Origin of the sequence: Streptomyces sp. RK9 (genome assembly GCF_045070545.1) — a bacterium.
Classification (GTDB): Bacteria; Actinomycetota; Actinomycetes; order Streptomycetales; family Streptomycetaceae; genus Streptomyces; species Streptomyces alboflavus.
Genome location: NZ_CP173704.1, coordinates 2,535,306 through 2,549,423, shown reverse-complemented (window position 1 = coordinate 2,549,423; position 14,118 = coordinate 2,535,306). Strand labels below are relative to the sequence as shown.

At 69.7% G+C, this 14,118-nt stretch carries 12 protein-coding genes and 1 riboswitch; of the genes, 9 read left to right on the top strand and 3 right to left on the bottom strand.

Annotated elements, in window-relative coordinates; translation table 11 throughout:
- Positions 1-290 precede the first annotated feature (290 nt).
- The 8 genes from AB6L24_RS31590 (at position 291) to AB6L24_RS31555 (ending at position 10,269) form a co-directional block, all read left to right on the top strand.
- Positions 291-1,130 carry a GntR family transcriptional regulator gene (locus AB6L24_RS31590; RefSeq protein WP_405660955.1) on the top strand — a complete coding sequence of 280 codons (840 nt, stop codon included), beginning with the start codon at positions 291-293 and terminating at the stop codon, positions 1,128-1,130.
- Between the two features lie 81 nt (positions 1,131-1,211).
- Positions 1,212-3,356: a carbon starvation CstA family protein gene (locus AB6L24_RS31585; protein ID WP_405660953.1), complete on the top strand. Its 2,145-nt coding sequence runs from the start codon at positions 1,212-1,214 to the stop codon at positions 3,354-3,356.
- Complete coding sequence (locus AB6L24_RS31580; protein ID WP_405660950.1) at positions 3,353-3,553, top strand: YbdD/YjiX family protein; 201 nt, start codon at positions 3,353-3,355, stop codon at positions 3,551-3,553. Before AB6L24_RS31585 ends, AB6L24_RS31580 begins: the two co-directional genes overlap by 4 nt.
- A 134-nt stretch (positions 3,554-3,687) precedes the next feature.
- Positions 3,688-3,969, top strand: a complete 282-nt coding sequence (locus tag AB6L24_RS31575) for a DUF3311 domain-containing protein (protein WP_405660948.1) — start codon at positions 3,688-3,690, stop codon at positions 3,967-3,969.
- Positions 3,966-5,588 carry a monocarboxylate uptake permease MctP gene (mctP, locus tag AB6L24_RS31570; protein ID WP_405660946.1) on the top strand — a complete coding sequence of 541 codons (1,623 nt, stop codon included), beginning with the start codon at positions 3,966-3,968 and terminating at the stop codon, positions 5,586-5,588. The genes AB6L24_RS31575 and mctP overlap by 4 nt, the downstream gene beginning before the upstream one ends.
- A 108-nt stretch (positions 5,589-5,696) precedes the next feature.
- The gene (locus AB6L24_RS31565) at positions 5,697-6,377 is read left to right on the top strand and encodes a hypothetical protein (protein WP_405660944.1); all 681 of its coding nucleotides are present in this window, start codon (positions 5,697-5,699) and stop codon (positions 6,375-6,377) included.
- A gap of 105 nt (positions 6,378-6,482) precedes the next feature.
- Positions 6,483-6,642: riboswitch (cobalamin riboswitch) on the top strand.
- Positions 6,643-6,772: 130 nt separating this feature from the next.
- The gene (locus AB6L24_RS31560) at positions 6,773-9,229 is read left to right on the top strand and encodes a ribonucleoside-diphosphate reductase subunit alpha (RefSeq protein WP_405660941.1); all 2,457 of its coding nucleotides are present in this window, start codon (positions 6,773-6,775) and stop codon (positions 9,227-9,229) included.
- On the top strand, positions 9,229-10,269 hold the full coding sequence (locus AB6L24_RS31555; RefSeq protein ID WP_405660938.1) for a ribonucleotide-diphosphate reductase subunit beta: 1,041 nt from the start codon (positions 9,229-9,231) through the stop codon (positions 10,267-10,269). Before AB6L24_RS31560 ends, AB6L24_RS31555 begins: the two co-directional genes overlap by 1 nt.
- Here AB6L24_RS31555 and AB6L24_RS31550 read toward each other — a convergent pair.
- Positions 10,182-10,460, bottom strand: coding sequence for a hypothetical protein (locus AB6L24_RS31550; protein WP_405660936.1), 279 nt, complete (start codon positions 10,458-10,460; stop codon positions 10,182-10,184). The two genes, AB6L24_RS31555 and AB6L24_RS31550, sit on opposite strands and share 88 nt — an antisense overlap.
- Positions 10,461-10,553: 93 nt before the next feature.
- On the opposite strand from AB6L24_RS31550, the gene AB6L24_RS31545 reads away from it, so the two are divergent.
- A complete protein-coding gene (locus tag AB6L24_RS31545; protein ID WP_405660934.1) occupies positions 10,554-11,525 on the top strand; it encodes a GlxA family transcriptional regulator in 972 nt (323 codons plus the stop codon).
- Positions 11,526-11,556: 31 nt separating this feature from the next.
- On the opposite strand, the gene AB6L24_RS31540 is transcribed toward AB6L24_RS31545, so the two are convergent.
- Positions 11,557-12,936 (bottom strand): cytochrome P450, encoded by a 1,380-nt coding sequence (locus AB6L24_RS31540; RefSeq protein WP_405660932.1) that lies wholly within the window; start codon positions 12,934-12,936, stop codon positions 11,557-11,559.
- A complete protein-coding gene (locus AB6L24_RS31535) occupies positions 12,933-14,048 on the bottom strand; it encodes a multidrug MFS transporter (RefSeq protein ID WP_405660930.1) in 1,116 nt (371 codons plus the stop codon). The genes AB6L24_RS31540 and AB6L24_RS31535 overlap by 4 nt, the downstream gene beginning before the upstream one ends.
- Positions 14,049-14,118 lie beyond the last annotated feature (70 nt).

Sequence of the window (14,118 nt, the reverse complement as noted above, 5' to 3'; positions counted from 1 at the left end):
CTTTAATGGTGTAGACCAGTACGGGGAGCTTGGCCTAGACCTTTATAGGTGTCAAGGGTGTATAAGAAGGGCAGTCACGTCCGTTATCGGACCGACACCTGAGTGGGTACGGGCCCGTGTCGCACCCCCGGAAACACCCCGGGACCGCGGCCCCGCGCGACCTTCGCGCGAGCAGGGGGCGCCCCTCGCCCCGGACCGTGCCACGATGTGAGCCGCGACAGACGGAGGACCCGGTGGCGACAGCGCAGGAGCCGGTGACAGCAGCAGCACAGGAGCCGGGAAGGCGGAGCATGGGCACAGAGGCGGGCAGTACCCAGGCCGGGGCGGGCGCGTCCGTGACGGGGGAAGCGTCCGTGACGGGAAACCCCACCGCCTCCACCACGGCGGACGGCCCGGGCCCCGGCAAGTCGGTACGTCCGGCGAGGGTGCCCAAGTACTACCGCCTGAAGCGGCACTTGCTCGACATGACCGAGACCCTGCCCCCCGGCACCCCGGTCCCGCCCGAGCGCACCCTCGCCGCCGAGTTCGACACCTCCCGCACGACGGTGCGCCAGGCCCTGCAGGAGCTGGTCGTCGAGGGCCGCCTGGAGCGGATCCAGGGCAAGGGCACGTTCGTGGCCAAGCCGAAGGTCTCGCAGGCGCTCCAACTCACCTCGTACACCGAGGACATGCGGGCCCAGGGCCTGGAGCCGACCTCCCAGCTGCTCGACATCGGCTACATCACCGCCGACGACACCCTCGCAGGCCTCCTCGACATCGCCACCGGCGGCCGCGTCCTGCGCATCGAGCGCCTGCGCCTGGCCAGCGGCGAGCCGATGGCCATCGAGACCACACACCTCTCGGCCAAGCGCTTCCCCGCGCTCAGACGCTCCCTGGTGAAGTACACGTCCCTCTACACGGCGCTCGCCGAGGTCTACGACGTGCACCTCGCGGAGGCCGAGGAGACCATCGAGACCTCCCTGGCCACCCCGCGCGAGGCCGGACTGCTCGGCACCGACGTCGGCCTGCCCATGCTGATGCTGTCGCGGCACTCGCTCGACGGATCGGGCCAGCCGGTGGAGTGGGTGCGGTCGGTGTACCGGGGCGACCGGTACAAGTTCGTGGCCCGGCTCAAACGCCCCCAGGACTGATCCCGTCCGCCCTGTAGCGCGGATCACGTTCCTGCCCTACCGTCCTCCCGTCACCGCAGATCGTGAACGGGAGGACGGCCCGTGCGCACAGCGAACCCCAAGAGCATCGCCCTCTGGACAGTCGTCGCGCTGGTCGGCGCCTCCGGCTGGACCGTACTCGCCCTCTCCCGGGACGAGGAGGTGTCCGCCGCCTGGATGGTGGCCGCCGCCCTCGGCTCGTACGCCATCGCCTACCGCTTCTACGCGAAGTTCATCGCGTACAAGGTGCTCAAGGTCGACAAGCGCCGGGCCACGCCCGCCGAGCGGCTCGACAACGGGATCGACTACCACCCGACCGACCGGCGGGTGCTTCTCGGCCATCACTTCGCGGCCATCGCGGGCGCCGGGCCGCTGGTCGGTCCCGTGCTCGCCGCCCAGATGGGCTATTTGCCGGGCACGATCTGGATCATCGCAGGAGTGATCTTCGCGGGGGCCGTGCAGGACATGGTGGTCCTGTTCTTCTCCACCCGCCGCGACGGCCGCTCGCTCGGCCAGATGGCGCGGGACGAGATCGGTCCCTTCGGCGGGGCCGCGGCGCTGCTCGCCGCCTTCGCCATCATGATCATCCTGCTCGGCGTGCTCGCCCTGGTGATCGTGAACGCGCTCGCCGAGTCGCCGTGGGGCACCTTCTCCATCGCGATGACGATCCCGATCGCCCTGTTCATGGGCTTCTACCTGCGGATCCTGCGGCCGGGGCGGGTCAGCGAGGTCTCCCTCATCGGGGTCGCGCTGCTGCTGTTCGCGCTGATCGCGGGCCGCTGGGTGGCGGAGTCCTCGTGGGCGGAGGCGTTCACGCTCGCGCCGTCGACGCTGGTGATCTGGCTGGTGGCGTACGGCTTCATCGCCTCGATCCTGCCGGTGTGGATGCTGCTCGCGCCGCGCGACTACCTGTCGACGTTCATGAAGATCGGCACCATCGTGCTGCTCGCGCTCGGCGTCCTCATCGCGCTGCCGACGCTGAAGATGGACCCGGTCACCGACTTCGCCTCGCGCGGCGACGGACCGGTCTTCGCGGGCTCGCTCTTCCCGTTCGTGTTCATCACCATCGCGTGCGGCGCGCTCTCCGGCTTCCACTCCCTGATCTCCTCCGGCACGACGCCGAAGATGATCCAGAAGGAGACGCAGGTCCGGATGATCGGGTACGGCTCCATGCTGATGGAGTCGGCGGTGGCGATCATGGCCCTGGTGGCCGCGTCGATCATCGACCCGGGCCTCTACTTCGCGATGAACGCGCCCGCGGGCGTGGTCGGCGACACCGTGCAGGAGGCGTCGAAGGCCGTCGCGGGCTTCGGATACACCATCTCCCCCGAGGACTTGGCGCAGGCCGCCAAGAACGTGGAGGAGAGTTCGCTGCTCTCGCGCACCGGCGGCGCGCCCACCCTCGCGATCGGCGTCTCGGAGATCTTCTCCAAGGTCACCGGCGGCTCGCTGAAGGCCTTCTGGTATCACTTCGCGATCATGTTCGAGGCGCTGTTCATCCTCACCGCGCTCGACGCGGGCACGCGCGTGGGCCGCTTCATGCTCCAGGACATGCTGGGCAACGTCTACAAGCCCTTCAAGAACATCAGCTGGAAGCCGGGCCTCGTCCTCACCAGCGCCGCCGTGACGGGCCTGTGGGGCTACTTCCTCTGGGTCGGCGTGCACGAGCCGCTCGGCGGCATCAACCAGCTCTTCCCGATCTTCGGCATCGCCAACCAGCTCCTCGCGGCCGTCGCGCTCGCCGTCTGCACCACCCTGCTCGTGAAGTCCGGGCGCCTCAAGTGGGCCTGGATCACGGGCGTTCCGCTGGTCTGGGACGCCACGGTGACGCTCACGGCGAGCTGGCAGAAGGTGTTCTCCAGCGACCCGCGCGTCGGCTTCTTCAAGCAGCGCTCGATCTACCAGGACGCCATCGACGACGGCAAGGTCCTGCCGCCCGCCAAGTCGATGGACGACATGCACACCGTCGTCACCAACTCCACGGTGGACGGCGTCCTTTCGGCCGCGCTCGCGCTCCTCATCGTGATCGTGATCGCCGACGCGCTGCGCATCTGCGTGCGCCACATCCGCGATCCGCTGTCGTCGAAGCTGAGCGAGGCGCCGTTCGAGGAGTCGAAGACGGTCGCGCCCGCCGGTCTTTTCGCGACGAAGGAGGAGAAGGCGGAAATCGCCGCGGCCCAGGAGCGCGAGACGGCGGGCTCGCCATGAGCGGCCCCCTCCTGCGCGCGCTGCGCGGACTGCGGTGGTACGTAAGGGAGTTGACCGACGAGTCCGCGTACGAGCGGTACGTGGCGCACCTCCGCAAAGATCATCCGGACGCCGTCGCGCCGAGCCGCCGCGCGTTCGAGCGGATGCGGACGGACCGGCAGGAGTCGGACCCCCGCGCGGGCTTCCGCTGCTGCTGAGTCCGTCGTTGAGCAGGCACGACGGCACTTCCGGTACCCGTCCGTTATACGGACAGGGGTTCCGTACCGCGAGATCTCTGACTTAGATTTCCCGCACGTTAAGAACGGGATAAGTGAGGGAACGGAGCCGCGGTATGTCAGATGCGCCTGAAGTGCCAGTTGCGCCTGAAGTGAGACAGCCGGTGGTCACGCCGGTCCGCGTGGTCATCGCCCTCTGCCTCGTGGCGCCCTTCGTGGCGATGCTCTGGGTGAGTTCGTACGCGAAGGCCGACCCGACCTTCATCGGGATCCCGTTCTTCTACTGGTACCAGATGCTGTGGGTGCTGATCTCGACCGCGCTCACGATGATCGCCTACCAGCTGTGGCAGCGTGACCAGCGCGCCCGCAAGGCCATCGAGGAAGGTGCGTCCCGGTGAACGACGGCGTGAACGGCGTCGCGCTCGCCGTCTTCATCTTCTTCTTCCTCGCGGTCACCGTCATGGGCTTCCTGGCGTCCCGCTGGCGCCGGGCCGAGAACGAGAACAGCCTCGACGAATGGGGCCTGGGCGGCCGGTCGTTCGGGACCTGGGTGACCTGGTTCCTGCTCGGCGGCGACCTCTACACCGCGTACACCTTCGTCGCCGTCCCGGCGGCGATCTACGCGGCGGGCGCGGCCGGCTTCTTCGCCGTGCCGTACACGATCCTCGTCTATCCGCTGATCTTCACCTTCCTGCCGCGCCTGTGGTCCGTCTCGCACAAGCACGGGTACGTGACGACGTCGGACTTCGTCCGGGGCCGCTTCGGCTCCAAGGGTCTTTCGCTCGCCGTGGCGGTCACCGGCATCCTCGCGACGATGCCCTACATCGCGCTCCAACTGGTCGGCATCCAGGCCGTCCTGGACGTGATGGGCGTCGGCGGCGGCGAGGACACGAACTGGTTCATCAAGGACCTGCCGCTGCTCATCGCCTTCGGCGTGCTCGCCGCGTACACCTACTCGTCCGGGCTGCGGGCGCCCGCGCTGATCGCGTTCGTGAAGGACACCCTGATCTACATCGTGATCGTGGTGGCCATCATCTACATCCCGATCAAGCTCGGCGGCTTCGACGACATCTTCAGCGCGGCCAATGAGAAGTTCTCCGCGACGAACGAGGCCACCGGCAAACCCGTCGGCTCCCTGGTCCCGGGCGACGCGGGCACCTGGACCTACGCGACCCTGGCCCTCGGCTCCGCGCTCGCCCTCTTCATGTACCCGCACTCGATCACGGCGACGCTGTCCTCGCGCAGCCGCGACGTGATCCGGCGCAACACCACCATCCTGCCGCTGTACTCGCTGATGCTCGGCCTGCTCGCGCTGCTCGGGTTCATGGCGATCGCGGCCGGAGTGAAGGTCGAGAACGGGCAGTTGGCGATCCCGCAGCTGTTCGAGGACATGTTCCCGGACTGGTTCACGGGCGTCGCCTTCGCGGCCATCGGCATCGGCGCGCTCGTCCCGGCCGCCATCATGTCCATCGCGGCCGCGAATCTCTTCACCCGCAACATCTACAAGGACTTCATCAGGCCCGACGCGACACCCGCCCAGGAGACGAAGGTCTCCAAGCTGGTCTCGCTCCTGGTGAAGGTGGGCGCGCTCGCCTTCGTCCTCACCATGGACAAGACGGTCGCCATCAACTTCCAGCTCCTCGGCGGCATCTGGATCCTGCAGACCATGCCCGCCCTGGTCGGCGGCCTGTTCACGCGCTGGTTCCACCGGTGGGCGCTGCTCGCGGGATGGGCGGTCGGCATGATCTACGGGACGGTCGCCGCGTACGGGGTCGCCTCGCCGACGCAGAAGCACTTCGGCGGCTCGTCCAAGGAGATCCCGGGCATCGGTGAGATCGGCTACATCGGCCTGACCGCGTTCGTCCTGAACGTCGTCGTGACCGTCGTCCTCACCTTCGTCCTGCGGGCCGCGGGCGCCCCCGACGGCGTCGACGAGACGTCCCCGGAGGACTACACCGCGGACGCCGGCGACAAGGGCGTGGCGGTCGAACTGCCGAAGGTGGGTGCCGGGCACTGACGCCCGGGGCCCCGGCCCCGCCTGGAGGCCGCCGCGTCCCCGCCCGGGGCGCGGCGGCCTTCGCCGTGCCGCCTCCGGCCCCGAACCGGCGTACGAAAGAATGGGCCCATGCCGCGCACTCACCTCCTGCTCCCCGCCGCCCTGCTGCTGCTCGCGCCCCTCGCCCTCACCGGGTGCGGCACCGAGACCGCCGGGTCCGAGAACAGGGCCTCCGAGGACGCGGGCTCCGGCGCCGGATCGACGCCCTCCCGGGCCGACCTGGAGGACCGCGCCCGCGCCGCCCAGACCCGGACGGCGCACGTGTACGTGACCGAGGCCGACGGGTTCACGCTGGCGGAGCAGTCCGTGGGCGTCCTCGGGGACGACGGCTTCCAGGCGGTGTACGTGGCGAGGAAGGGCGGCGCGCAGATCAAGGTCGGCGTGGAGCGGGGCACCGTCGACGACACGTCCTGCCGAGGCCTCCACCCGCCCGCGAAGCGCTGCGAGAAGGACGGCAAGGGCTGGTACCGCACGCCGGGCCCCGGCGCGCCCGACAGCACCGACGCGTCCGGCTCCTGGCACGCGTACGCCCGCTCCGAGCACGGCCTGCGCATCCAGCTCTCCGCCGACCCCGCCCTCGTGGACCGCGACACGCTGCGCGCCGCCGCCGAGGAGGCGCACCGCGCGGACGCGGCCGAGCTGGACGCCGTACTGCCGAAGAAGACCTCCCCCGCGACGCCGGTGGAGCGCGGCGACATCCCCCGCGACGGCGACGGCGCGCCCCAGGACCCGCCGGGCGCGGGTGGCTGAACGCCCCCTCGGAATGCCACGCCCCGCCCCCGAGTTGAGGTTCAGGGCGCCCCGTCGCGCGACAGCGCCACTACCCTCCGACACAACATCTAGGGGTGGCACCGAAAGCCAGCACAAGATGTATGCTCGTCCTCGCTGTCGCCGCAGGGGAATCCGGTGCAAGTCCGGAACTGTCCCGCAACGGTGTACTGGTACGCATTTGTGCGCTCGCGCCCGCAACATGCGCCGGTGAGTCCGACGACCTGCCGACAGCGCACCTGGACCGTCCGGTCCCGGTGCCAGAGACGTCCGGGCCTCGCGGAATGGGTTGGTGGACGCGGAGTCGCCCCTGCGCGGGCGCGTCCGTGCCGTCCTGCCCCCTCGAAGGCCCAGAGCCGAGCGAGGGAGAGCACCACGTGACCATCGCGCCCGCCGAACCCGCGTCAGCGCAGGCCGCCGAGCAGGCCGAGGCCCAGCAGGCCGCGCAGACCACCGACGGACCGGGGACCGCCCTGCTGCGCGTCCTGACCGACCTCACCGCCGACCTCCCCGACGCCGACCCCGGCCGGGTCGCCGCCGCCGCGCTGCGCGGCCGTTCGGCGAAGGCCGACGAGGTGGAGCTGCGGGAGCTCGCGATCGAGGCGGCCGCCGGCCTCATCTCCGAGGACCCCGCGTACTCGCAGCTCGCGGCCCGGCTCCTGACCATCGGCATCCGCGAGGAAGCCGCCTCGCAGGGCGTCACGTCGTTCTCCAAGTCCGTCGCCGTCGGCCACCGCGAGGGCCTGATCGCGGACCGCACCGCCGAGTTCGCCACGCTGCACGCGGAGCACCTCGACGGCCTCGTGGACGCCGCGCTCGCCGACGGCGCCGACCGCCGCTTCGGCTACTTCGGCCTGCGCACCCTGCACAGCCGCTACTTGCTCCGGCACCCGATCACCCGCAAGGTCGTCGAGACCCCGCAGCACTTCATGCTGCGCGTGGCCGCCGGTCTCGCCGAGGACGCCTCCGAGCGGGCCCTGGACGAGGTCGCCGCGCTCTACCGCCTGATGAGCCGTCTGGACTACCTGCCGTCCTCGCCGACGCTCTTCAACTCCGGCACCCGGCACCCGCAGATGTCGTCCTGCTACCTCCTGGACTCGCCGCTCGACGAGCTGGACTCGATCTACGACCGCTACCACCAGGTCGCGCGGCTCTCCAAGCACGCCGGCGGCATCGGGCTCTCGTACTCCCGTATCCGCTCGCGCGGCTCCCTGATCCGCGGCACCAACGGGCACTCCAACGGCATCGTGCCGTTCCTGAAGACGCTCGACGCCTCCGTCGCCGCCGTGAACCAGGGCGGCCGCCGCAAGGGCGCCGCCGCGGTCTATCTGGAGACCTGGCACTCCGACATCGAGGAGTTCCTGGAGCTGCGGGACAACACCGGCGAGGACGCCCGGCGCACCCACAACCTGAACCTGGCGCACTGGATCCCCGACGAGTTCATGCGCCGCGTCGCCGCCGACCAGCCGTGGTCGCTGTTCTCCCCGGCCGACGTGCCCGAGCTCGTCGACCTGTGGGGCGAGCAGTTCGACGCCGCGTACAAGAAGGCGGAGGCGGCCGGTCTCGCGCAGAAGACCATCCCCGCCCGTGAGCTGTACGGCCGGATGATGCGCACCCTCGCGCAGACCGGCAACGGCTGGATGACCTTCAAGGACACCGCCAACCGCACGGCCAACCAGACCGCCGAGCCCGGCCACACCGTCCACTCCTCCAACCTCTGCACGGAGATCCTGGAGGTCACGGACGACGGCGAGACGGCCGTGTGCAACCTGGGTTCGGTGAACCTGGGCGCGTTCGTCGACACGGCGAGCGGCGACATCGACTGGGAGCGGCTCGACGCCACCGTGCGCACGGCCGTCACCTTCCTCGACCGCGTCGTGGACATCAACTTCTACCCGACCGAGCAGGCCGGGCGCTCCAACGCCAAGTGGCGGCCCGTGGGCCTCGGCGCGATGGGCCTCCAGGACGTCTTCTTCCAGCTGAAGCTGCCGTTCGACTCGCCCGAGGCGCGCGCCCTTTCCACCCGCATCGCCGAGCGCATCATGCTCGCTTCGTACGAGGCGTCCGCCGACCTCGCCGAGCGCCCCCAAGCACCTTCGACAGGCTCCGGTGCAGGGGGGACCCCCATCGGCCCCTTCCCCGCCTGGGAGAAGACCCGCACCGCGCGCGGCGTCCTGCACCCCGACCACTACGACGTCGAGCTGACCTGGCCCGACCGCTGGGCGGCCCTGCGGGAACGTATCGGCAGGACGGGCATGCGCAACTCGCTGCTCCTCGCCATCGCGCCGACCGCCACCATCGCGTCCATCGCGGGCGTGTACGAGTGCATCGAGCCGCAGGTCTCCAACCTCTTCAAGCGCGAGACCCTGTCCGGCGAGTTCCTCCAGGTCAACTCCTACCTGGTGCAGGAGCTGAAGCGGCTCGGCGTGTGGGACGCGCAGACCCGCGAGGCGCTGCGCGAGTCCAACGGCTCGGTGCAGGGCTTCACCTGGGTCCCCCAGGACGTCCGCGACCTGTACCGCACGGCCTGGGAGATCCCGCAGCGCGGCCTCATCGACATGGCCGCCGACCGCACGCCGTTCCTGGACCAGGCGCAGTCCCTGAACCTGTTCCTGGAGACGCCGACCATCGGCAAGCTCTCCTCGATGTACGCCTACGCCTGGCAGCGCGGCCTGAAGACCACGTACTACCTGCGCTCGCGCCCGGCGACGCGCATCGCCCGCGCGGCGTCCGGCCAGGCCGCCGCCGCTGCCCCCGTCCCCCAGCAGGTGACCGACCCCGAGGCGATCGCCTGCTCCCTGGAAAACCCCGAGTCCTGCGAGGCCTGCCAGTAATGTCCCAGTCCGACCTGCACACCACCACGACATCTGGTGAGAAGAACCTGCTCGACCCCGGCTTCGAGCTGACGCTCCGCCCCATGCGCTACCCGGACTTCTACGAGCGCTACCGCGACGCGATCAAGAACACCTGGACCGTCGAGGAGGTCGACCTCCACTCGGACGTGGCCGACCTGGCCAAGCTCACGCCCGAGGAGCAGCACCTGATCGGCCGTCTGGTCGCGTTCTTCGCGACCGGCGACTCGATCGTGGCGAACAACCTCGTGCTCACGCTGTACAAGCACATCAACTCCCCCGAGGCGCGGCTCTACCTGAGCCGGCAGCTGTTCGAGGAGGCCGTGCACGTCCAGTTCTATCTGACGCTGCTCGACACCTACCTGCCGGACCCGGACGACCGCGCCGCCGCCTTCGCGGCCGTGGAGAACATCCCGTCCATCCGGGAGAAGGCCGAGTTCTGCTTCAAGTGGATGGACTCGGTGGAGAAGCTGGACCGCCTGGAGTCCCAGGCCGACCGGCGCAGGTTCGTGCTGAACCTGATCTGCTTCGCGGCGTGCATCGAGGGCCTGTTCTTCTACGGTGCCTTCGCGTACGTCTACTGGCTGCGCAGCCGGGGTCTGCTGCACGGCCTCGCGACCGGCACCAACTGGGTGTTCCGCGACGAGACGATGCACATGAGCTTCGCCTTCGAGGTCGTGGACACCGTCCGCAAGGAGGAGCCGGAGCTGTTCGACGACCGGCTGCAGCAGCAGGTCACGGACATGCTGAAGGAGGCGGTCGACGCCGAGCTGCAGTTCGCGCGCGACCTGTGCGGTGACGGCCTGCCCGGCATGAACACCGAGTCGATGCGCGAGTACCTGCAGTGCGTCGCCGACCAGCGCCTCCAGCGCCTCGGCTTCGCGCCGGTCTACGGCTCCGAGAACCCGTTCTCGTTCATGGAGCTGCAGGGCGTTCAGGAGCTGACCAACTTCTTCGAGCGGCGCCCCTCGGCGTACCAGGTCGCCGTGGAGGGCTCGGTCTCCTTCGACGACGAGTTCTGAGCGAGGTCCTGAGCCGGGACCCGGACCGGGTCCTGAGCCGGGCTCCGGCTTGAGAGCTGCTGCCCTCGCTCGGCCTCGCGCAGCTGGCGGTCGATCCGCCGGTCGTGCGCGTGGCCGATGAGCGAGGGCAGCGCCATGAGCAGGAAGACTCCGAGGACGGCCAGCGTGTTGAGTGCGTCGTGTGCGTTCATGACATCCACTCTCGCGCCGGCCGTCCTTCGCCGTCAGTGGCAGGACTGTCGTACGACCTCGATTTCCTGCCAGCCCTGCGGCACACTGGCAGGATGCTGACCAACGTGGCCGCCGTCGTGCTCGACGGCGTGCACCCCTTCGAGCTCGGCGTCGTGTGCGAGGTGTTCGGCCTCGACCGCAGCGACGAGGGGCTTCCCGTGTACGACTTCGCGGTCGCCTCCGCCGAGGGCCCCGTGCTCTCCACCCACGCCGGGTACTCGATCACCGCCGCGCACGGCCTCGACCGCCTGGAGGAGGCCGACCTCATCACCGTCCCGGCCGGCGACTCCTACGTCACCCGGGAGTTCCCGCCCGACCTGCTCGACGCCCTGCGCCGCGCCGCCGACCGCGGCACCCGGGTGCTCAGCGTGTGCACGGGCGTCTTCGTGCTCGCCGCCGCCGGGCTGCTCGACGGGCGGCGGTGCGCCGTGCACTGGCGGCACGCCGATGAGCTGAAGCGGCGCCATCCGCGCGCGATCGTCGAACCGGACGTGCTCTATGTGGACGCGGACCCCGTCATCACCTCCGCGGGCACCGCCGCGGGCATCGACGCCTGTCTGCACCTGGTCCGCAAGGAGAACGGCACGGAGGTCGCCAACGCCATCGCGCGCCGGATGATCGTCCCGCCGCACCGCGACGGCGGCCAGGCCCAGTACATCGAGCGGCCGCTGCCCCGCACCCGCTGCGACACCGTCGGCGAGGTGCTCGCGTGGATGGAGCGCCATCTCGACCGGGAGCTGACCGTCGACCAGCTCGCCGCCCGCGCCCATATGTCGCCGCGCACGTTCGCGCGCCGCTTCCAGCAGGAGACGGGCACGACGCCCTACCGCTGGCTGCTGCGCCAACGCCTCCTTCACGCCCAGGAGTTGCTGGAGGCGACGGACGAGACGGTGGACGCGATCGCGGGCCGCGCCGGATTCGGGAACGCGGCCGCGCTGCGCCATCAGTTCGTCCGCGCGCTCGGCACCACACCCAACGCCTACCGTCGGACGTTCCGCGGGCCCGGGGCCGACTCGGCCGCCTGAGAGCGGGGGCGAGCCGGCCACGGGCCCCGGGTCAGCGCCGTTCGGCGCGCAGGACCAGCTTCTTCGGGTGCAGCGTGATGCCGACCTTGGTGGCCGTGTCGGTCGACTCGACCGGGCTGAGGCGCCACTTCGGCAGGACGGTGGCCAGGATGAGGGTCAGCTCCGCCAGGCTGAAGTGATCCCCGGGGCACTTACGGTTGCCGACGCTGAACGGCATCATCGCGAACTCCGGGACGCTCGCGGCGCGTTCCGGATTCCAGCGGTCCGGGTCGAACTCCAGATGCCGCTCGAACGAACGCGGATCGCGCTGCATCGCGTACACGCTGTAGACGATGTCCGCGTCGGCCGGAATGCGATAGCCGCCGAGGTCGGTCTCGGCCACCGAGCGGCGCGTGAAAATCCACGCGGCCGGACGTATACGCATCGCCTCCGTGACGACATTGCGGGTGTGCGGCAGCTCCTTGAGATCGGCGAAGGCCACCGGGCGTCCCGACGCCACGGAATTTACTTCTTCAACCAACCGCCTTTCCTGCTCGGGGTGTTCGGTGAGCAGATGGAACGTCCACGCCAGCGTGGACGCGACATTCTCCGCGCCCGCGACGACGAGGGAGACCACATGGTCGTGGATCTCCTGATCGGCGAGCGGCTCTCCGGTTTCGTCGTGCGCGCGGAGCAATTCGGCCAGAAGGTCCTGTTCCTGGCCGGTGCCGAGGGCGCGGCGTTCGGCGATGATCTCGTCGACGAGCGCGTGCAGATCCGCGAGCGCGCGCTCGAAGCGCCGGTTGGCGGGGGTCGGCACCCGGTAGAGCGGGCCGACGGAGAGCACCATGCGGCGGTAGAGACCTTCGAAGACGGTGTGCAGCGAGTCGCTGATGCGTTCCGCCTTCTCGCCGATCGAGTCGACCTCCAGGAGCGAGCGGGACACGATGCGCACGGCGGTGCGGAACATCTCCGCGCTCACGTCCACCGTGCTGCCGTGGTCCCAGCGGGCCGCCGTCGCCTGTGCCTCCTCGGCCATCACGCGCGCGTAGTCGGCGATGCGCTCGGGCCGGAACGCGGGCTGCATCATGCGCCGCTGGCGGCGGTGCACCTGGCCGTTGCTGGTGGCCACGCCCTTGCCGAGCAGGACCTCCAGGGTGTCCCAGAGGGGCCCGCCGACGATGTACTCCGGGCTCTTGAGCATCCGCCCGACCAGTTCGGGATCGTTCACCGCGTACGCGGTCTTCGGCCCCAGCCTGATCCGGACGAGATCCCCATGGTCACGCAGGGCGGCGAGGAAGCCGAGCGGGTCGCGCACCAGGTTCCAGGCGTGGCCGAGAACCGGTGCTCCGCCCTGCACCACCGGTGGGGTGCGCAGCTGTGCGGTGGTCGTGGTCGCGGGTATCGCGGAGGCCGTGGATTCGACGGTCATTCTTCACCACCAGAGGGATCGGTTTCTGCCAGGTCGGTGCTCGGGAATTCGGGAACTCCGGCGTCGGACACATACGGGGGAAGGGACCTGTCGTCCCAACTCTCCACGCGATACCTGCCGGATTCGTGATGGAACCAGTACACGGAACTGAACCAGTTCCGCATGTTGAAGACACACGATTGGAGCGCGGCGCCGATACGCCTTCCGTAGGCGCCGTCCGCCGCCATTTCGTCGGCCAGCAGAATGAGTTCCGGCTCCACCGCCAGGAAATCACTGACGCAGTCGCTCACGCGTCGGTGGACTTCCGCGACCGTCTCCTGGAGCGAGAGTCCCTCGTGCTGCATGAGGGATATCCCGAGGTTGTGCACCTCGTCGCCCGCCAATTCCTTGGGGAGCGAGCAGAGGTCGTTGTACCAGGCGGAGAAATCCTGGGTCGCGAGCGCCGCCGCGCGATATGCCGGGTGTTTGCGGACGGCGTCCGGCAATTCGCAGCGCGCGGTGGGTTCGAGCAGATCGATCCACACCCAGTGCGCGAAGGTGAGGCGGCGCAGTTCCACGTACGCCTCGACGGCCGGGACGGTCCCGGTGCGCCGGTTGCCGAACTCGTGGTCGTAGGCGTCGATCACCGGATGGAAGTGCCGGGCGAACCGCGCGTTCCAGCGTGGCCCGAGGTGCGAGTAGAGCCTCAGGACACAGTCCGCGAAGCCCGCGACCAGTGGGTCCGGATGGGTCAGTTGCTGCCGCGGGTGCTCCAGGGTCGCGTGCAGCCCCTGGCACAGCCGCCGCCACTGCGCCGTCCTGCCGTGCACCGCGTCGCGGTCGTGCCGGTCGTCCCAGCCGAAGAACCAGGAGCTCAAGTCCGCGATGGCGGCGAGCAGTTCGTCAGGGGCGCCGATGTAGTACCCGGCGACCAGGTCGGTGTAGCAAAGGCTGTCGGCATATGCCGCAACCTTGTCGGGGGGCATGAGCCGCTTTTCCAGGAGCCATGCCCGTGAGTTCTCCTGAAGCTCTGGCCAATACGGATGCAGATGACGAGGAAACTCCGACTCCACCACCGGAAGGGCCAGTGGGGGCGGTACGGATACCGCCCGCGTTCGAACGGCTGGACGCATCGCCCCGGTCGGCTTGCGGCGTTGCCGCGGTACGCGTTCCGCCGCATATGCCGGAAGCCTTGTCGGTACC

What these genes read in the sequence shown, in the direction of transcription:
- AB6L24_RS31535 (WP_405660930.1), bottom strand. Translation starts at nt 14,048, where the DNA reads ATGCGTCCAGCCGTTCGAACGCGGGCGGTATCCGTACCGCCCCCACTG.
- AB6L24_RS31575 (WP_405660948.1), top strand. Translation starts at nt 3,688, where the DNA reads ATGTCAGATGCGCCTGAAGTGCCAGTTGCGCCTGAAGTGAGACAGCCG.
- AB6L24_RS31565 (WP_405660944.1), top strand. Translation starts at nt 5,697, where the DNA reads ATGCCGCGCACTCACCTCCTGCTCCCCGCCGCCCTGCTGCTGCTCGCG.
- AB6L24_RS31590 (WP_405660955.1), top strand. Translation starts at nt 291, where the DNA reads ATGGGCACAGAGGCGGGCAGTACCCAGGCCGGGGCGGGCGCGTCCGTG.
- AB6L24_RS31540 (WP_405660932.1), bottom strand. Translation starts at nt 12,936, where the DNA reads ATGACCGTCGAATCCACGGCCTCCGCGATACCCGCGACCACGACCACC.
- AB6L24_RS31545 (WP_405660934.1), top strand. Translation starts at nt 10,554, where the DNA reads ATGCTGACCAACGTGGCCGCCGTCGTGCTCGACGGCGTGCACCCCTTC.
- AB6L24_RS31550 (WP_405660936.1), bottom strand. Translation starts at nt 10,460, where the DNA reads ATGAACGCACACGACGCACTCAACACGCTGGCCGTCCTCGGAGTCTTC.
- AB6L24_RS31555 (WP_405660938.1), top strand. Translation starts at nt 9,229, where the DNA reads ATGTCCCAGTCCGACCTGCACACCACCACGACATCTGGTGAGAAGAAC.
- AB6L24_RS31580 (WP_405660950.1), top strand. Translation starts at nt 3,353, where the DNA reads ATGAGCGGCCCCCTCCTGCGCGCGCTGCGCGGACTGCGGTGGTACGTA.